Raw genomic sequence first — 18,459 nt, forward strand, 5'->3', positions numbered from 1 at the left:
CGAGCGGAGACTAGCGGGCGACGCTGCCGTCGACGTAGTCGTCGTCGTTCGAGGCGTTCCACGCGAAGAGCTTGCGCAGCTCGCGACCGGTGGCCTCGATCGGGTGGTCCTCGCCCTTCTTGCGCAGCTCGAGGAACTCGGGCGCGCCGGCGTCCTGGTCGTCGATGAAGCGCTTGGCGAAGGTGCCGTCCTGGATGTCCTTGAGGACCGCCTGCATGTTGGTCTTGACGCTCGGGTCGATGACGCGCGGGCCGGAGACGTAGTCGCCGTACTCAGCCGTGTCGGAGACGCTCCAACGCTGCTTGGCGATGCCACCCTCCCAGATGAGGTCGACGATGAGCTTCAGCTCGTGGAGCACCTCGAAGTAGGCGATCTGCGGCTGGTACCCGGCCTCGGTCAGGGTCTCGAAGCCGTACTGGATCAGCTGCGAGACGCCACCGCACAGGACGGCCTGCTCGCCGAAGAGGTCGGTCTCGGTCTCCTCGGTGAAGGTGGTCTTGATGCCACCGGCACGGAGGCCACCGATCGCCTTGGCGTAGGACCAGGCGAGCGCCCAGGCGCCACCGGCCTCGTCCTTCTCGACGGCGACGATGACGGGGACGCCGCGGCCGGCCTCGTACTCGCGACGAACGGTGTGGCCCGGGCCCTTCGGGGCGACCATGAAGATGTCGACGCCCTCAGGAGCCTCGATGTAGCCGAAGCGGATGTTGAAGCCGTGGCCGAAGACGAGCGCCTTGCCCGGAGCGAGCTGGTCCTTGATGGACTCGGCGAAGATCGTGCGCTGGTGCTGGTCCGGAGCGAGGATGACGATGACGTCGGCCCATGCGGAGGCGTCGGCGACGTTCTTGACGGTGAAGCCCTGCTCCTCGGCCTTGGCGATCGACTTCGAGCCGTCCTTCAGGCCGACGACGACCTCGACACCGGAGTCGCGGAGGTTGAGCGCGTGTGCGTGGCCCTGCGAGCCGTAGCCGATAACGGCAACCTTCTTGCCCTGGATGAGCGACAGGTCTGCGTCCTGGTCGTAGAAAATCTCAGTCACTGGTGGTTCTCTCCTTGGTTGTGGTTTCGCAATATGCCGCAGATGCGACTAGTTCTTGAAGACGCGTTCGGTGATGGACTTCGAGCCGCGCCCGATGGCGAGGAGACCCGATTGGGCGATCTCCTTGATGCCGTAGGGCTCGAGCACCTTGAGGAGCGCGGTCGTCTTCCCGGAGTCGCCCGTGACCTCGATCACGAGGGCGTCGGTCGCCACGTCGACGACGCGGGCCCGGAACAGGTTGACGGCTTCCAGCACCTGGGAACGGGTGGAGTTGTCGACGCGGACCTTGATGAGCAGGTGCTCACGCTGGACGGACTGCGCCGGATCCAGCTCGACGATCTTGATGACGTTGATGAGCTTGTTCAGCTGCTTCGTCACCTGCTCGAGCGGAAGCTCCTCGACGTCGACGACGACCGTGATCCGGGACAGACCCTCGATCTCGCTGTGGCCGACCGCGAGACTCTCGATGTTGAAGCCCCGGCGGGCGAACAACCCGGCGACGCGGGTCAGCAGACCGGGCTTGTCCTCGACGAGGAGGCTCAGGACGTGGCTGCTCATGCTCAGGCCTCCTCATCGAACGACGGACTGTGGTCCTTGGCGTACTGGACGTAGCTGTTGCTGACACCCTGCGGCACCATCGGCCACACCATCGCGTCGGCACTCACGACGAAGTCGATGACGACCGGACGGTCGTTCGTCTCCAGGGCGAGCTTGATGGCGGCGTCGACCTCCTCCTCCTTCGTCACGCGGATCGCGAGGCAACCGTAGGCCTCGGCCAGCTTGACGAAGTCCGGGATCCGGATGGTGTCGTGCCCGGTGTTCAGGTCGGTGTTCGAGTACCGACCGTCGTAGAAGAGCGTCTGCCACTGGCGGACCATGCCCAGCGAGGAGTTGTTGATGATCGCGACCTTGATCGGGATGTTGTTGATCGTGCAGGTCGCGAGTTCCTGGTTGGTCATCTGGAAGCAGCCGTCGCCGTCGATCGCCCACACGTGGCGATCGGGCTGGGCCACCTTGGCGCCCATGGCCGCGGGGACCGAGTAGCCCATGGTCCCGGCACCGCCGGAGTTCAGCCAGGAGTTCGGACGCTCGTACTTGATGAACTGCGCCGCCCACATCTGGTGCTGGCCGACGCCCGACGCGAAGACGCCCTCCGGACCGGTGATCTCGCCGATGCGGGAGATCACGTGCTGTGGCGAGAGCAGACCGTCGGTCGGCTCGGCGTAGCCCAGCGGGAACTCCTCGCGGAGACCGTCGAGGTAGGACCACCACTCGGCGATGTCGGGGGTGACCTCGCGGGCGGCTGCCTCGAACGCCGACTGGAGGTCGACGATGACGTCCTTCGCGTCGCCCACGATGGGCACATCCGCGATGCGGATCTTCGAGATCTCGGCCGGGTCGACGTCCACGTGGACGACCTTCGCGTTCGGCGCGAAGAGCGAGGCCTTGCCGGTCACGCGGTCGTCGAATCGGGCACCGAGCGACACGAGCAGGTCGGCCTCCTGCAGCGCGAGCACTGCCGGGACGGTGCCGTGCATGCCGGGCATGCCGAGGTGCTGCGTGTGCGAGTCGGGGAACGCCCCGCGAGCCATGAGCGTCGTCACGACCGGAGCCCCGGTCGCCTCGGCCAGCGCGAGCAGTTCCTCGGAGGCCTTGGAGCGGATCACGCCGCCGCCGACGTACAGCACCGGCTTCTTGGCGTTGACGAGCAGCTGCGCAGCGGCCTGGATCTGCTTGCCGTGCGCCTTCGTCACCGGGCGGTAGCCGGGCAGGTCGACCTTCGGCGGCCAGATGAACGGCGCCTCGGCCTGCTGGGCGTCCTTCGTGATGTCGACCAGCACCGGTCCGGGACGGCCGGTACCCGCGATCTCGTAGGCCGCGGCGATGGCCGCCGGGACCTCGTCCGGGGTCTTGACGAGGAAGGAGTGCTTCGTGATCGGCATGGTGATGCCGACGATGTCCGCCTCCTGGAACGCGTCCGTGCCCATGAGGGTCGAGAACACCTGACCGGTGATCGCGACCATCGGCACCGAGTCCATGTAGGCGTCGGCGATGGCGGTGACGAGGTTCGTCGCGCCGGGGCCGGACGTCGCGATGCACACGCCGATCCCGCCACCGGCGGCGGCATATCCTTCGGCCGCGTGGCCGGCGCCCTGCTCGTGTCGGACCAGGATGTGACGGAGCTTCGTCGAGTCCATCAGCGGGTCGTAGGTCGGCAGGATCGCTCCGCCGGGCAGACCGAAGATGTCGGTGACCCCGAGGAGCTCGAGCGATCGGACGATCGCCTGGGCTCCCGTCAGGATCTCCGGTGCGGCCGGGGCCGCAGGTGTTCTGGGATGAGGCACGGGTTGGGATTCCGTGGGCATGATGATTCCTTCAGCGATGAGATGCACGAACGAGATGCTCGGTTATCCCGTGATCGCGCCCTCCGCTGCGGAGTGCACGAGACGAGAGTACTTTGCGAGAACGCCACGGGTATAGCGCGGGGGAAGAGGCGCCCAGCCGTCGCGGCGGGCTTCCAGCTCTGCTTCGTCGACGAGTAGGTCGAGCGAGCGGCCAGCGATATCGACCCGTATCAGATCACCATCGCGCACGAAGGCGATTGGACCTGCGTCCACCGCTTCGGGTGCTATGTGGCCGATGCACAGTCCGGTTGTGCCGCCTGAGAATCGACCGTCCGTCAACAGTAGTACATCCTTGCCGAGTCCGGCGCCCTTGATGGCGGCCGTGATCGCGAGCATCTCGCGCATCCCCGGCCCACCCTTCGGGCCCTCGTAGCGGATGATGACGACGTCGCCCTTGTTGATCTTGCCCTCGGTGAGCGCGTCCATGGCCCCGCGTTCACGTTCGAAGACCCGCGCGGGTCCTTCGAAGACCTCGGCGTCGAATCCGGCCGTCTTCACGACGGCGCCCTCGGGCGCGAACGAGCCCTTGAGGATCGTGATGCCGCCGGTCGCGTGGATCGGGTTGTCGAGCGTGCGGATGACCGTGCCGTCGATCGGGTCGGGGTTGATGTCGGCGAGGTTCTCGGCCACCGTCTTGCCGGTGACCGTGAGGCAGTCGCCGTGCAGCAGACCGGCGTCGAGCAGCGCCTTCATGACGACGGGGACGCCGCCGTGACGGTCGACGTCGTTCATGACGTACTGGCCGAACGGCTTCAGGTCGCCGATGTGCGGCACCTTGTCGCCGATGCGGTTGAAGTCGTCGAGTGTGAGGTCGACCTCGGCCTCGCGGGCGATCGCGAGCAGGTGCAGGACCACGTTCGTCGATCCGCCGAATGCCATCGCGACGGCGATGGCGTTCTCGAACGCCTCCTTCGTCAGGATGTCGCGAGCGGTGATACCGAGTCGGAGCATGTTGACCACGGCTTCGCCCGATCGGTGCGCGAAGTAGTCGCGACGGCGGTCGGCCGAGGGGGGCGATGCCGAACCCGGGAGGCTCATGCCGAGCGCCTCGGCGACCGACGCCATCGTGTTGGCCGTGTACATCCCGCCGCAGGCGCCCTCGCCCGGGGCGATGGCGCACTCGATGCGCTTCAGGTCCTCTTCACTCATGTTGCCGGCCTTGCAGGCCCCGACCGCCTCGAAGGAGTCGATGATCGTGACCTCCTTCTCGGTGCCGTCGGAGAGCTTGACCCAACCCGGCGCGATCGATCCGGCGTAGAGGAAGACCGAGGAGAGGTCGAGCCGCGCGGCGGCCATGAGCATGCCCGGCAGCGACTTGTCGCAGCCGGCGAGCAGGACCGTGCCGTCGAGGCGTTCGGCCATGACCACGGTCTCGACGCTGTCGGCGATGACCTCGCGCGAGACGAGCGAGAAGTGCATTCCCTCGTGGCCCATCGAGATGCCGTCGGAGACGGAGATGGTGCCGAACTGCAGCGGGTATCCCCCACCCGAGTGCACGCCCTCCTTGGCCCCCTGCGCGAGGCGGTCGAGCGAGAGGTTGCAGGGCGTGATCTCGTTCCACGAGCTCGCGATGCCGATCTGGGGCTTGTCCCAGTCCTCGTCGCCCATGCCGACGGCGCGGAGCATGCCGCGCGAAGTGGTCGCCTCGATCCCGTCGGTGACGGCACGACTGCGTGGTTTGATGTCGATCTCTGGCATTTTAAGAGTCTACGGCTTCCTTGTTGCTTCGATATTCCGCGAGCATGCCGAGGACGCGCGCGATCTCGGAGGGTCCTTCGACCCTGAAGTCCGCGGCGGTCACGCCGGTGCCACTCTTCACCCCGAGGTCGCCGGGGCCGAGTGCGCCGAACGCGTCCTCGTCCGTGACGTCGTCGCCCGCGTAGAACACGGCATCTGCTTTGGTGTACCGCCGGAGGTGTTCGACGGCTTCGCCCTTGGTCGCGCTCCTGAGCGAGAACTCGAGGACGTTCTTGCCCTCTCGAACCGTCAGGGCGCCGAACTCGTCCTTGGTGTGGGCGAGTGCTTCGAGGTGGGCGATCCTGGAGTCTTCTTCACTGGCGAGCCTCGTGTGCAGGGCGAACCCTGCAGGCTTCCGCTCGATCCAGACATTATCGTAACCCTCCGCGACGTCCTGGAGGATCCGTTGGAGGGTCTCCCGCTGTTCGCGTTCCTCGTCGTCGAGGGCGAGGGCGTCGTCGGGGTTGTCGAGACGGATCTCGACGCCGTGCGAGCCGGCGAACAGGGCGTGGTCGGGCAGCTCGGCCACCGCCACGAGACTGTCGATCGCGCGCCCGGACACGAGTGCGACGCGCGTCCCGGGCAGATCCATCAGCGCCAACACGGCCTTGCGGGCCGCGGGCAGCGCCCGCGCCTGGTCCGGGTCGTCGACCTCGGGGGCCAGCGTGCCGTCGAAGTCCAGGGCCACCAGGAGCTTCGGGACGTCGGCCAGGCGGCGGAGTTCCGCACGCAGTCCGAGGGGAAGCCCCCCGAGGGTGTCGGTGGGCTCGTCGGTGGTGCTCATGACTGGGTGGTGCTCCCCTGCTCGATGGTCGGTGACTGGTCACGCACACGCTGCAACTCGTCGAGGAAGGACGCCGACCACCGCGCGACGTCGTACTCCATGACGCGCTTGCGCAGCGCCCGCATGCGACGACCACGCTCGGCCTTCGTCATGTGCACGGCCTGGAGGATCGCCGACTTCATCCCCTCGATGTCGTGCGGGTTGATCTTGAGGGCCTGCTTCAGCTCGTCGGACGCGCCGGCGAACTCGCTCAGCACGAGGACGCCGTCGTTGTCGTAGCGAGCGGCGACGTACTCCTTCGCGACGAGGTTCATGCCGTCGCGCAGGGCTGTGACGAGCATGACGTCGGCGGCGAGGTAGAGGGCAGCCATCTCCTCGCGGGGGTACCCGTGGTGCAGGTACTGGATCGCGATGTGGCCGATGGTGCCGAAGTCGCCGTTGATCCGGCCGACCGTCTGCTCGATGTCGTCGCGGAGCTGACGGTACGTCTCGACGCGTTCGCGGCTGGGGCTGGCGACCTGGACGAGCGTGACGTCCTCGACCGCGAGCTTGCCCTGTGCGAGGAGCTCTCCGAAGGCCTTGAGTCGGTGCCCGATGCCCTTCGTGTAGTCGAGGCGGTCGACGCCGAGCATGATCGTCTCCGGGTTGCCGAGCTCCTCGCGGATCTGCTTGGCACGGGCGATGATGTCGGGGCGTTGCGCGAGGGCCTGGTACCCCTTGCTGTCGATCGAGATCGGGAAGTGCCGGGCGATCACCGTGCGGTACGGGGCGCCACGCTTCGAGGCGACCGGTGCCGCGTCCGTCGTGACCGACACGAGTGCCGCATCGAGCGGGACCTGGATCGCGGCCCCCTTCGTCTCGTACCCGAACAGGCGGCGGACCGCCCGGGAGAAGTTGCCCGCGTCCGCAACGCGCTGGAAGCCGATGACGTCGGCGCCGAGCAGTCCCTCGATGATCTGGCGTCGCCATGGGAGCTGCGAGTAGATGCCGTAGGCCGGGAACGGGATGTGGTTGAAGAAGCCGATCGTGAGATCGGGTCGCAGCTCACGCAGCATCTTCGGCACGAGCTGCAGCTGGTAGTCCTGCACCCAGACGGTCCCGCCGTCGGACGCGGCCGCTGCGGCCGCCTCCGCGAACCGTCGGTTCACGGCGACGTAGGAGTCCCACCACTCGCGGTGGTAGCTCGGCGGAGCGATGACGTCGTGGTAGAGCGGCCAGATGGTGTCGTTCGAGAAGCCCTCGTAGTAGCGGGCGATCTCGTCCTCGGACAGCGGGACCGGGATGATCCACATGTCGTCGTTGTCGAACGGCTCGATCTCGAGGTCGGCGGAGCCGGCCCATCCGATCCAGGCGCCGTCGGCACCGCGCATGACGGGTTCGAGGGCGGTCACGAGTCCACCGGGTGAGGTCCGCCAGCTCTCGGCGCCGTCTGCATCGACGACGCGATCGACCGGCAGCCGGTTGGATACCACGATGAAGTCGAAGGTCGACGCTGATCCGCCGTCAGGCGCGGAATATCTGGTGATGATGGCCCTCCCGGGGTACTCGGGTTCGCTGTTCAGGCTAGCAGCGTTCCGCATGGCGAAACCGCGTGTTCAGACGGCGAGCATATGCTTGCGCTGATGATCCGCCATGGCATGAGCACCTCCTGCGTCTACCCGCTGGGAACCCGGCGCGCGTTCGAGTTGGCCGCCGAAGCCGGCTACGACGGCGTCGAGGTCATGGTGACCCAGGACCGCGTCACGCAGGACGCCGACGCCCTCCGCGCCCTCGCCGCCGAGACCGGGCTCGACATCCTCTCGATCCACGCGCCGGTCCTGACCCGGACCGCGTTCGTCTGGGGCCGCGACCATCGGGAGAAGCTCCGCCGCTCGGCCGAGCTCGCCGCCGCCGTCGGCGCGTCGACCGTCGTCGTCCACCCGCCGTTCCGCTGGCAGCGGCGCTACGCGCACGCCTTCGTCGACCTCGTCGCCGAGCTGAGCGAGACGCACGGACTCGAGCTGGCCGTCGAGAACATGGCCTGCTTCCAGAGCCGCGGGCTCCGGGTGCAGCCGTTCGCCTTCGGCTACGACCCGGCCCCGCTCGCCTGCGCCGCCCTGACGCTCGACTTCTCCCATGCGGCCCTCGCGGGTGAGGACTCGCTCGAGATCGCGACCCGCTACGGCGGCCGCCTCCGCCACGTGCACCTGTGCGACGGGACCGCACCGTCGCCGCGGGGTGCCTTCCTCGACGAGCACCTCCTCCCGGGCGACGGTGAGCAGCCGGTCGCCGAGGTCCTCGAGCTGCTGCGCGCGGCGGACTGGTCGGGAAGCATCGTCGCGGAGGTGCACCTGCCCGCGACCGGCGGCGACGCGCTCCGCCTCAGCCAGCTGCGCGCCTCACTGGCCTTCGCGAAGCGTGCATTCGCTAGCACAGGCGAGAACCCGAAGGAAAGCCCGGATGCGGGGGGCCTCCCCTACCGGCTAGCGTGAAGTCATGCGCAAATTCCTCTTCAACGGCAGCATGATCTCCACGGTCTTCGGCGGAATCTCCGCTCTCCAGGCGACCCGACAGGGACCGCGGGACTGGAAGCTCGCCCTCCTCTGGGTGAGCTGGGGCATCTCGCTCGCCCTCGCGATCAGCTCGGTGCTCGACGACAGCAAGCAGGCGGAGATCGGCCGCTGAGGTCACACCACCGCGCTACCACGACCGCCCGGAAAACCCGAGAATTGGGGCGCTCACCCGCGTGTCTCCGCGTCGTTCCGCGCCTCGTGATCGACAATGAAGGCAGTCCAGCCTCACGGATGATCCGCTTTCGATGAAGGGCCCGCCATGTTCGGTCGCCGACGCCACGCAGCACCAGTCTCCGCATCGAAGCTGACCGAGAAGCAGCTGTTCGACCTCGTCCACGCTCGACTGGCGAGCGAACTCGGCGCCAACGGCGCCTGGGTGCTGTCGCGCCGCACCCCGAGCTCCGGCGATGAGATCTTCCACGAGGTGTACGCCCAGCAGCTCGCCCACGACATCGCTACGGACATCGACCTCGAGCAGGCTGCGGTGACGGTCCGTGCCGAGGCCGCTCCGGCGCGCGGATGGCGGTTGTGGTCTCGTGGCCAGGAAGAAGCCGCAGTGGATGTCGCCGACGAGGTCGAGACCGTCGAGGTCATCGAGCCGACCGTCGCCGAGGAACCTGCCGCCCTCACCGAGACGATCGACGCGCCGTCCGAGGCGCATGCCGATGACGACCACCCCGAGGCGGCGGCTGACGAAACTGAGCCGACGCTCGTCGAGCGAACCCTCCTCGAGCCGCAGCACTACCCCATCACCGTCTGGGCCGAACCCGAGTTCATCGACGCGAGTCTCGTCAACCCGGTGCCGGCGCGCCGCAGCTCGGTCGCCTGACCGGCCACGCACGTCGACAACGGCCGTCCACTCCGGTGGGCGGCCGTTTCGTCGTACCAGGCCGTTGAGCGGGCATGACGCCCCATCGAACCCGAATCGATGAGGCGTCACGGCGCTGGTGGGCACGAATGCCCGACCGTCGCTCTGCTCCGCACGGTGGGGTGACCACGCGGAGGCTTTCGTCGGCAAGGGTAGGACCCGATCCCGCCATGCTGCCGACCCTTCCAGGGTCTCATGCCTGCGCTCTACTCGGTTCCGATGACGCGAATCGGACGGGAGCTGTCGCGAAACGTCACCGGAGCGTTTCGTCGGGCCGCAAGCTCGAACGCGAGTCGAGCCGAAACGCAGAACGGCCCCGTCCGAAGACGAGGCCGTTCTGGTGTGGTGCACCCCCCCGGACTTGAACCGGGAACCCACTGATTAAGAGTCAGTTGCTCTGCCAATTGAGCTAGAGGTGCGTGGTTTCGGAGTGTTCCGAACCGAGATATGACACTAGCACCCAACTGGGCCGAGTGCGAAATCGAGCCGGTCGGCGTGTCGCGGAGGCACGTCGCCGGCCCCTCGAGCGTCGTTCGATCAGGCCCGCGCGACCCTATCCTGGAGAGGTGACCGAACCCGTGACCGCCTCCCCCGCCGACCTCGATCTCGCGCTCCGGCTCGCCGACGCGGCCGACCGCATCGCGATGGACCGCTTCGAGGCTCGCGACCTCGAAGTGTCCACCAAGCCGGACCGCTCGCACGTCACCGACGCCGACCTCGCCGTCGAACGCGCCATCCGCGGCATTCTCGAGACCGAGCGCCCGGACGACGGCGTGTTCGGCGAGGAGTACGGCGCGCAAGGCCCGACGGATCGACAGTGGATCATCGACCCGATCGACGGGACGGCGAACTTCCTCCGCGGTGTCTCGAACTGGGCGACGCTCATCTCCCTCGCCGTCGACGGCGTGCCTGTCGTCGGCGTCGTGAGCGCACCCGCCATGCACGCCCGCTGGTGGGGTGCCATCGGACACGGCGCGTGGGGCGTCCGGTTCGGCGAGACCACCCCGCGCCGGCTGTCCGTCTCGGGGGTCTCCGACCTCGCCGACGCGTCCTTCAGCTTCCAGAGCATCGCGCAGTGGGCCTCGGTCGGGCGGATCCCCCAGCTGCTGGCCCTGTGCGGCTCCCTGTGGCGCGATCGGGCCATCGGGGACATGTGGCCCTACATGCTCCTCGCCGAGGGCTCGATCGACGCCGTGGCCGAATTCGGCGTGCAGGAGTACGACCTGGGCGCCCACGTGCCGATCGTCCTCGAGGCCGGCGGTCGCTTCACGGACATCGACGGCATCGAGACCATCTCCACGCGGAGCTCCCTCGCGACGAACGGGCGCCTGCACGACGCCTTCCTCGCCGAGCTGCCACCCGTCGGCTGACACGAGCGCACGGCACCGCGCAAGCCCGCCGAGCGGGATCCGGCCGCGTCGTACGCTGGGCGGATGGTACGACTGAGGCGCAGCGACGTGAACGGACAGGGCATCCGACGGGTTCGATCCGGGCGCGGTTTCAGCTATCGGTTGCCGGACGGTTCACTCCTCGACGATCAGGAGATCCGGGCCCGGATCGACGGCCTGGTGGTCCCTCCCGCGTGGAACGAGGTCTGGATCACCCCCTATGCGAACGGGCACATCCAGGCGACCGGGATCGATGCGGCCGGGCGACGGCAGTACCTCTATCACCCGTCGTGGCGCGAGCGTCAGGACCGCAGCAAGTTCGACCGAGCCCTGGCCCTCGCCGAGGCGCTCCCTGCCGCGCGAGGTCGGGTCACCCGGGACCTCCGGCTCGAGGGGTACCCGCTCGCACGGGTGTCGGCCGGCGCGTTCCGCATGCTCGATACCGGCTCCCTGCGCGTGGGCGGTGAGCAGTACGCGGAGGCCAACGGCAGTCACGGCTTGTCGACCCTCGAGGGTGCGCACGCTCGCGTGAGCGGCGACACCGTCGCGCTGAAGTTCCCGGCGAAGAGCGGACAGCCCTGGGAGTCCGACATCGTCGACGCCGACCTGGCCTCGCTCATCCGCTCCTTGAAGCGCCGTGGACCGCACGCCCGCCTCCTGGCCTGGAAGGACGGGAACCGGTGGCGCCACCTCCAGGCGAGCCAGATCAATGACTACGTCCGGGCGCAGACGAACGGCGAGTTCACCGCGAAGGACTTCCGGACGCTGCACGGCACCGTCGCGGCCGCGGAGAGCCTGGCGAAGGCCGGACCCGTGCAGAGCAAAACAGCACGCTCGAAGGTCCTCGCACAGGCCATGCGCGACGCCGCAGCGGTCCTCGGCAACACCCCGGCGATCGCGAAGTCCAGCTACGTCGACCCACGGGTCGTCGATCGCTACACGCACGGCGAGACGATCCCACCGGACGGTCGCGGCTCACCGGAGACGGCGCTCCGTGTCCTGCTCGTGGGGACGGACGACCCGTCCTAGCCGTGGTCCTGGTCGTGAGGCTCGGTGCCCGCGTCGCGGGACGCCCCGTTCCCCGCGAGGTGCCCCTCGACCTCGGACTCCGGGATGAGCTGCAGCCCTCGCGGGGTGTGCGATGAATCCGAGAGGACCTCGAGCCACGCACGGTTGAGTTCCGGCGGACGGCTCCCGAAGAAGCGGAACTGCAGTGGGATGCTCGGGGACAACCAGAGCGAGCGTCGTCCCGAACCGTGTTCGGGATCGTTCGCCCAGCTGAGGAAGAAGCTCTCCTGCCGGCGCAGCTTCGCCCCGATGACGGCCTTCAGGTGCGCGAGCGCGCGGTCTTCGATCTCGTACTCGTCGCCGGACCCGTAGATGAGCATTCCCATGGGGACATTGTGCCGCTATTCGGGCGTGTGGCCGGGATGTCGTTCCTCGCCGAGTTCTTCGCGTCCCGCGAGCTCGTCGCGGACGAGGATGGCCTCGTCGAAGTTGCCGCTCCGGTAGGCCGCCCGGGCGACCATGTGTGCGGAGATCGGCGCGGTGAGGCTCTGGAACACGATGATCGCGATCGCGATCGTGATGGTCCCGACCGTCGGGCTCGAGACGGCGACGTCCGCCATGATCGCGATGAGTCCGAGGATCTGCGGCTTGGTCGCCGCGTGCAGGCGGGACAACACGTCGGGGAAGCGCAGGAGGCCGACGCCGGCGGCGAAGCACATGATCGCCCCGACGAGCACGAGGGCTCCGGTGACGATGTCGCGGATCAGCTCGCCGGTCATGCGTCGTCCTGCTTCGACATGAAGCGCGCGACGCTGACCGAGCCGACGATCGCGAACATCGCGAGCGCCAGGAGGACCGGCAGGCCGTCCGTGTGACGGTTGATCGCCATCTCGGCCCCGATCGCGCACATGACGGTGGCGACGAGCACGTCGGAGGCGATCACGCGGTCGAGGAGGCTCGGCCCGCGGATGATCCGGTAGACCGCGGCGAGGGCCGCGGCACCGAACAGCACGGAGACGATGATGATCACGACGAGCATCACTGCCCCCTTCCGATCGAGACGTGGTCATGGTCGTGGCGGAGGGCGTCCGCCTCGGCGCGGGAACCGATCGCGAGGATGAGCCGTCGCTCCGTTCCGAGGACCTCGGCGACGACCTCGTCGATGTCGGCGTCGTCATGCACGTTCAACGCGTGCAGGTAGAGCGTCGAGGCCGTGCGGTCGAGGTCGACCACGATCGAGCCTGGGACGATCGAGACCGCCTCGGCCGTCCAGCTCATGATGAGGTCGGAGGTCGTCCGCAGACGGACCGCGATCACCGCGTTACTGGAGTGGAACCTCGGCTTGAGGACGAGCCACGCGATCTCCGCACTCGCCCGCACGATGTCGACGAGGAGCTTGCCCAGGAAGATCGCGGTCCGCCAGAGGTTGATGCGGCCGCTCAGCTCGACGGCCGGCAGGTAGAACAGGAACGACACCAGCAACGCGACCCCGAGGCCGGTCACGAGGGTGAGCAGGTCGAACATCCCCCAGAGGAGACACCAGAGCAGGATGAGTCCGGCCAGGAGGAGGGCCTGGCTGAACAGTGCGCGACGACGTGACGGTTGCATTACTTCAGGTGCTCCGTTCCGTCGGGGAAGACCGCGGTGATGTAGTTGTCCGGGTCCTCGATGTTCTCAGCGGCCCGCGTGGCCAGTCCGAAGAGCGGCCCCGCGAAGACCGTCAGGGCGAGGGTCAACGCGACCATGCCGGTCGTGGCACCGATCATCGGGCGCGAGATGGTCTTGGTGTCGACCGACCCCGAGTCCTCGGGGCTCTCCGCGAGCTGGTCGAGCAACGGCGAGGAGTATCCGGCGACCTCGTCCTTCCCACGCCAGAAGCCCATGTTCCACACGCGCGCCAGGGCGTACAGGGTCAGGAGCGAGGTCGCGGCTCCGGCGGCGATGAGGATGTACGACAGCGGGTCGCCCAGGGCGACACCCGCCTGGAACAGCCCGATCTTGCCGAGGAAGCCCGAGAACGGCGGGATGCCGCCGAGGTTCATCGCTCCGATGAAGAAGAGCACGCCGACGATCGGCGAGGCCTTCAGGATCCCGCCGAGGCGGGAGATGGAGGTCGTCCCGCCGATCCGCTCGACGAGACCGGTGGTGAGGAACAGCGTGGTCTGGACGACGATGTGGTGGACGATGTAGTAGATCGTCGCGGCGGTCCCGGCGACCCCGCCGACGGCGATGCCGAAGATCATGTAGCCGATATGGCTCACCAGAGTGAACGACAACAGTCGTTTGATGTCGGCCTGGGCGACCGCGCCGAAGATGCCGATGAGCAGGGTCAGGAAGGCGATGACCATCAACGGTGTCGCCAGCGGCACGTCCTTGAAGATGAGCGTGTCGGTCCGGATGATCGCGTACACACCGACCTTCGTCAGCAGGCCGGCGAAGACCGCCGTGACCGGCGCCGGCGCGGTCGGGTAGGAGTCGGGCAGCCAGAACGACAGCGGGAACACCGCCGCCTTCACCGCGAACCCGAGCAGCAGTGCGGCGCAGAGGATCGCCTGCACCTCCATCGGCAGGTCGCGCACGCGGTCTGCCACAAGGGCGATCGTCACCGTGCCCGTCGCGCCGTAGATGAGGGCGATCGCGGCGACGAAGAGCAGCGACGACATGAGGCTGATGACGATGTAGGTGACGCCGGCGCGGATCCGTGCTCCGGTGCCGCCCAGGGTGAGGAGCACGTAGCTGGAGGCGAGGAGCATCTCGAAGCCGACGTACATGTTGAAGAGGTCGCCCGCGACGAAGGCGTCGAACAGCCCGGCCGCCAGGACCAGGTAGGTCGGGTGGAAGATCGACACCGGCGTCTCGCGGTCGCCGTCGACGATGCCCTGACCGATGGCGAAGATGAGGACGCCCAGCAGCATCAGGGCCGCGACGAGCAGCATGATCGCCGACAGCCGGTCGACGACGAGCACGATGCCCCACGGCGGGGACCAGCCGCCCAGCTCCACGACGATCGTGCCGCTCTGGTCGACTGCCGCGAGCAGGATCGCGCTGATCACGGTCACCGCGGTGAGCGCGACGACGCTGATCGCCACCTGCGTCTTGCGGCGGTTGCGGAACATGAGCGCGATCGCCGAGCCGATCAGCGGGATCATGACCACGAGCGGGACGAGTGCGTTCATTCGCCTGCCCCCTTCCTGGTCGTGTGACTGTCGTCGCCGTGCTCGTTGCTCTCGTCGAGGACCCGTTGGATGGCCTCGTCGTCCAGGTCGACCTGGTTGAAGACCGCCTCCGTCGCCGCCTCGGTGTCGTCGGCGTGCTCATCGCTGAGGGTGTCACCCTCGTCGCCGAGCTGTGCCAACCACCAGGTCCGGTAGATGAGCGCCAGGATGAAGGCGGTCACACCGAAGTTGATGACGATGGCCGTGAGCATGAGCACCTGCGGCACCGGATCGACCATGCGGTCGTCGGAGGCGGTGCCCGTGACGAGCGGTGCGGTGCCGCTCGGGCCGCTCATGATCAGGATGAGGAGGTTCGTCGCGTTGCCGACGAGCACGAACCCGATGAGGAACCTGGTGAGGCTCCGCTCGAGCATGACGTACACCCCGGTGCCGTACATGACGGCCATCAGGACGACGAGGGTCAGTGAGGCGCTCATTGCTCGGCCTCACTCGCCGAGAACTCGTCCGTACTCTGCTCGTCGATGTCGGCTTCCTCCTGTTGACGGTCGACTTCGGCCCCGAGGCTGCGCAGGATGTCGAGCGCCAGTCCGACGACGACGAGGTAGACGCCGATGTCGAAGATGCTGGACGTGCCGAACGAGAGGTGTCCGAGGATCGGGACGTCGGCCGAGAAGTACGCGGACTGGAGCGCCTCACCGCCGAAGAACAGGGAACCGACGGCCGTCCCCACAGCGAGCAGCAGTCCGACGCCGAGCACCTTGCCCGCATCGATCGGCACGGCTTCGCCGAGCTCGTAGCGTCCGCCGGCGAGATACCGCATCACAAGCGCGAGGCCGGCGAGCAGACCGCCGGCGAAGCCACCGCCCGGCTCGTTGTGGCCGACGAAGAGCAGGAACACGGAGACGACGATCGCCGGGTGGAAGAGGAGCCGCACGAGGACTTCGAGGAGGATCGAACGGTTCGCCTCGGCGATCGCCCGGCCACCGATGAGCCATGAGTGCCGCCCCACCGCGTCGCGAGGTGCTTCCATCTCGCTGTCCGCGAGGTGGGGGTCCGACACGACCTGGGATCGGAGGCCCGGGATCCGTCGACGCCGCGCACCGCTGAGGCGCGGGACCTCGGCGCCCCGCTGTGAGACGAAGAGCAGGCTCGCGATGCCGGTGGCCACCACGACGAGCACGGAGATCTCGCCCATGGTGTCCCAGGCCCGGATGTCGACGAGCATGACGTTGACGATGTTCTTGCCGTGGCCCTCCTCGACGGCGAGCCTGGGCAGCTCGGTCGCGATGCTCTCGGCCTGTCGGGCGCCCAGGGCGATGATCCCGATGAGCCCCATGACCAGGCCGGTCAGCGTGCCGATGACGACCCGACGGACGTGGTGGACCGGGGCGTTGCGCTGGGCGATCTTGGCCGGGAGTCGGCGGAGCACGAGGACGAACACCACGATCGTGATCGTCTCGACGAGGGCCTGGGTCAGCGCGAGGTCGGGAGCGCCGTGCAGGGCGAACAGCGCGACGAGCCCGAACCCGGTGACGCCGACGAGCAGCACGGCGGCCATGCGCTGCTTCGCCCGGGCGGCCGCGATCGCCGCGGTCGCCATGATGAAGGCGATGGCCACCTGGGCGGGGTAGTCCCACAGCCGGATCTCACTCGGCCAGGCGCGCCCGAGGAGGGCGATCGTGCCGAGGGTCAGGACGAAGACCACGAGGATGGTGGACAGGTACTGGACGAGCCCGCCGCGCTGGGCGAACAGGGTGACCTTCGCGGAGAGCCGGTCGATGCCCTGGGTCGCCGCCCAGTACCCCTTCGAGGAGTCGATGAGGGGTGGCAGGCGGTCCTGCAGACGCGCGACCGGGAGCCTCCAGCGGAAGAGCAGCAGACCGAGCAGCACGACGACGGCCGAGATGCCGAGCGCCGGCTCGAGGCCGTGCCAGAGCGCGAGGTGGTAGTCGCCCTCCCCCACGGAGTCCGCGTAGGGCGCGAGCACCGTATCGATGGGCTTCGTCGCGAAGCCGAGAGCGATGGTCGCGACGGCGAGGATGCCCGGCGCGATCATGATCGTTCCGGATTTGGCATGCAGTTCGGTCGGCGCGGCGCCGCGCCGGTCTCCGAAGGCGCCCCAGAGGAACCGGGCGCTGTACGCGACGGTCAACACGGACCCGACGGCGGTCCCGATGATCGCGACCCAACCCCACACGTCGCCCTCGAGCGCGCCCTCCAGCAGCGAGGTGAAGACGGCCTCCTTCGCGACGAACCCGAAGAGCGGTGGGATGCCGGCCATCGACGCGACCGCGATCGCCGCGATGACGGCGAGCACCGGCGTCTGACGCCCGAGACCGGAGAGATGCCTCCAGTCACGCGTCCCAGCGCGGTGGTCGATGATGCCGACGACGAGGAAGAGCGCCGCCTTGTAGATGGCGTGGGCGAGCAGAAGCGCGACGGCGGCCAGGGCCGAATCGCGGGTGCCGTACCCCGAGATGACCATGAGGAATCCGAGTTGGCTCACCGTCCCGTAGGCCAGGACCAGCTTGAGGTCGTACTGACGCAGCGACCGCCAGGCACCGGCGACCATGGTGAGGACGCCCAGGCCGACGAGCATCGCGTCCCAACCCGGGGTGTCGGCGTAACCGGGAGCGAGTCTCGCGACGAGGTATATCCCGGCCTTCACCATCGCCGCAGCGTGCAGATATGCGCTCACGGGCGTCGGTGCGGCCATCGCGGCCGGCAGCCAGAAGTGGAACGGCACGAGCGCCGACTTCGAGATCGCGCCGACGAGGATGAGGAGGATGGCGACGGTGGTCGCGGGGCCGGTCAGACCCTGCTCGACGATCGAGGCGAGCGAGGTGCTCTGCGCCTGCACGGAGATCATGATGACGCCCACGAGCATGACGAGCCCGCCGAAGGTCGTCACCAGGAGCGCCTGGAGCGCGGCACCGCGACTCTCCTTGCGATCGGTGTAGTGCCCGATGAGCAGGTAGGAGAGCACACTCGTGATCTCCCAGAACATGAACATGACGATGATGTCGTCGGCGGTCACGAGACCGAACATCGTGCCGGCGAAGGCGAAGAGGAGCGCGGCGAAGCGACCGAGGCCGGGCTCGGTCGAGGAGAAGTAGCGGCCGCAGTAGAGCAATACGAGAGCACCGACGCCGGTGACCACGAGGGACAGCAGCCAGGCGAGCGTGTCCATCCGGAACGAGAGCGCGATGCTCAGTTGCGGGATCCACTCGATCGTCTCGACGACCGTGCCGCCGGCCGTGACCGTGCCGGTTTGGAAGAGCGTCCAGACGAATGCCGCCGCGGGCATACACGCGATGACGTAGAAGACCTTCGTCGACAGCACTCGAGTGAGTGTGGGCGTGGCGACGGCGATCGCAGCAAAAACAAGCAGGATTGTCGCCATGCAGGTCTCCCGGGTGGTGGCGGCCTCTGGACTCCCAGGCTAGCAGCCCGTCGGTACCCCTCCGACCCCAGGAACGACGACAGGCCCCCGCCGAAGCGG

The 18,459-nt window shown here is 68.1% G+C and carries 18 protein-coding genes and 1 tRNA gene; 5 read left to right on the forward strand and 14 right to left on the reverse strand.

Features of this window, described 5'->3' with window-relative positions; all coding sequences use genetic code 11:
* Positions 1-10: 10 nt before the first annotated feature.
* From ilvC to otsA, 6 genes are read right to left on the reverse strand one after another with little or no spacing between them, the layout of a single operon-like run.
* Positions 11-1,039, reverse strand: coding sequence for a ketol-acid reductoisomerase (gene ilvC, locus ACQG07_RS01795; RefSeq protein ID WP_426736989.1), 1,029 nt, complete (start codon positions 1,037-1,039; stop codon positions 11-13).
* 48 nt (positions 1,040-1,087) lie between these two features.
* Positions 1,088-1,597, reverse strand: coding sequence for an acetolactate synthase small subunit (gene ilvN, locus ACQG07_RS01800; RefSeq protein ID WP_064296248.1), 510 nt, complete (start codon positions 1,595-1,597; stop codon positions 1,088-1,090).
* A gap of 2 nt (positions 1,598-1,599) precedes the next feature.
* Positions 1,600-3,405, reverse strand: coding sequence for an acetolactate synthase large subunit (locus tag ACQG07_RS01805; protein ID WP_426736991.1), 1,806 nt, complete (start codon positions 3,403-3,405; stop codon positions 1,600-1,602).
* Between the two features lie 42 nt (positions 3,406-3,447).
* Positions 3,448-5,142 (reverse strand): dihydroxy-acid dehydratase, encoded by a 1,695-nt coding sequence (gene ilvD / locus ACQG07_RS01810; protein WP_064296246.1) that lies wholly within the window; start codon positions 5,140-5,142, stop codon positions 3,448-3,450.
* A 1-nt stretch (position 5,143) separates the two neighbouring features.
* Complete coding sequence (otsB, locus tag ACQG07_RS01815; protein WP_079705605.1) at positions 5,144-5,965, reverse strand: trehalose-phosphatase; 822 nt, start codon at positions 5,963-5,965, stop codon at positions 5,144-5,146.
* Complete coding sequence (gene otsA, locus ACQG07_RS01820) at positions 5,962-7,545, reverse strand: alpha,alpha-trehalose-phosphate synthase (UDP-forming) (RefSeq protein WP_426736992.1); 1,584 nt, start codon at positions 7,543-7,545, stop codon at positions 5,962-5,964. The genes otsB and otsA overlap by 4 nt, the downstream gene beginning before the upstream one ends.
* Positions 7,546-7,602: 57 nt before the next feature.
* Here otsA and ACQG07_RS01825 point away from each other — a divergent pair, with 57 nt between their 5' ends.
* The 3 genes from ACQG07_RS01825 to ACQG07_RS01835 all read left to right on the forward strand — a co-directional run bounded on the left by ACQG07_RS01825 (position 7,603) and on the right by ACQG07_RS01835 (position 9,346).
* The gene (locus ACQG07_RS01825; protein ID WP_241160861.1) at positions 7,603-8,436 is read left to right on the forward strand and encodes a sugar phosphate isomerase/epimerase family protein; all 834 of its coding nucleotides are present in this window, start codon (positions 7,603-7,605) and stop codon (positions 8,434-8,436) included.
* 4 nt (positions 8,437-8,440) lie between these two features.
* Entirely contained in the window at positions 8,441-8,629 is a 189-nt protein-coding gene (locus ACQG07_RS01830) for a hypothetical protein (RefSeq protein WP_079705603.1), read from the forward strand.
* Positions 8,630-8,776: 147 nt separating this feature from the next.
* Positions 8,777-9,346, forward strand: a complete 570-nt coding sequence (locus ACQG07_RS01835) for a hypothetical protein (RefSeq protein ID WP_426736993.1) — start codon at positions 8,777-8,779, stop codon at positions 9,344-9,346.
* 382 nt (positions 9,347-9,728) lie between these two features.
* Here the strand turns inward: ACQG07_RS01835 and ACQG07_RS01840 are convergent.
* Positions 9,729-9,804 (reverse strand) — tRNA-Lys (locus ACQG07_RS01840).
* A gap of 147 nt (positions 9,805-9,951) precedes the next feature.
* Between ACQG07_RS01840 and ACQG07_RS01845 the strand changes: the two genes are divergently transcribed.
* Together ACQG07_RS01845 and ACQG07_RS01850 are read left to right on the forward strand one after the other, a co-directional pair.
* Positions 9,952-10,755, forward strand: coding sequence for an inositol monophosphatase family protein (locus ACQG07_RS01845; RefSeq protein ID WP_274499708.1), 804 nt, complete (start codon positions 9,952-9,954; stop codon positions 10,753-10,755).
* A 63-nt stretch (positions 10,756-10,818) separates the two neighbouring features.
* Positions 10,819-11,802 (forward strand): DNA topoisomerase IB, encoded by a 984-nt coding sequence (locus ACQG07_RS01850; protein WP_192018166.1) that lies wholly within the window; start codon positions 10,819-10,821, stop codon positions 11,800-11,802.
* Here ACQG07_RS01850 and ACQG07_RS01855 read toward each other — a convergent pair.
* Genes ACQG07_RS01855 through ACQG07_RS01885 form a run of 7 tightly spaced genes read right to left on the reverse strand, consistent with a single transcriptional unit; the run spans position 11,799 to position 18,360 of the window.
* The gene (locus ACQG07_RS01855) at positions 11,799-12,167 is read right to left on the reverse strand and encodes a hypothetical protein (protein ID WP_138946774.1); all 369 of its coding nucleotides are present in this window, start codon (positions 12,165-12,167) and stop codon (positions 11,799-11,801) included. The genes ACQG07_RS01850 and ACQG07_RS01855 overlap by 4 nt on opposite strands.
* A 15-nt stretch (positions 12,168-12,182) precedes the next feature.
* Positions 12,183-12,560, reverse strand: a complete 378-nt coding sequence (mnhG, locus tag ACQG07_RS01860; protein ID WP_285027589.1) for a monovalent cation/H(+) antiporter subunit G — start codon at positions 12,558-12,560, stop codon at positions 12,183-12,185.
* Complete coding sequence (locus ACQG07_RS01865) at positions 12,557-12,820, reverse strand: monovalent cation/H+ antiporter complex subunit F (protein WP_064296237.1); 264 nt, start codon at positions 12,818-12,820, stop codon at positions 12,557-12,559. The genes mnhG and ACQG07_RS01865 overlap by 4 nt, the downstream gene beginning before the upstream one ends.
* Positions 12,820-13,389 carry a Na+/H+ antiporter subunit E gene (locus ACQG07_RS01870; RefSeq protein ID WP_274499707.1) on the reverse strand — a complete coding sequence of 190 codons (570 nt, stop codon included), beginning with the start codon at positions 13,387-13,389 and terminating at the stop codon, positions 12,820-12,822. Before ACQG07_RS01870 ends, ACQG07_RS01865 begins: the two co-directional genes overlap by 1 nt.
* On the reverse strand, positions 13,389-14,957 hold the full coding sequence (locus tag ACQG07_RS01875) for a Na+/H+ antiporter subunit D (protein WP_079705597.1): 1,569 nt from the start codon (positions 14,955-14,957) through the stop codon (positions 13,389-13,391). The genes ACQG07_RS01870 and ACQG07_RS01875 overlap by 1 nt, the downstream gene beginning before the upstream one ends.
* Entirely contained in the window at positions 14,954-15,433 is a 480-nt protein-coding gene (locus tag ACQG07_RS01880; protein WP_079705596.1) for an NADH-quinone oxidoreductase subunit K, read from the reverse strand. Before ACQG07_RS01880 ends, ACQG07_RS01875 begins: the two co-directional genes overlap by 4 nt.
* Complete coding sequence (locus tag ACQG07_RS01885) at positions 15,430-18,360, reverse strand: Na+/H+ antiporter subunit A (protein ID WP_426736994.1); 2,931 nt, start codon at positions 18,358-18,360, stop codon at positions 15,430-15,432. The genes ACQG07_RS01880 and ACQG07_RS01885 overlap by 4 nt, the downstream gene beginning before the upstream one ends.
* Positions 18,361-18,459: the final 99 nt, after the last annotated feature.

Source organism: Plantibacter sp. 2H11-2, from assembly GCF_050031945.1.
GTDB lineage: Bacteria > Actinomycetota > Actinomycetes > Actinomycetales > Microbacteriaceae > Plantibacter > Plantibacter auratus.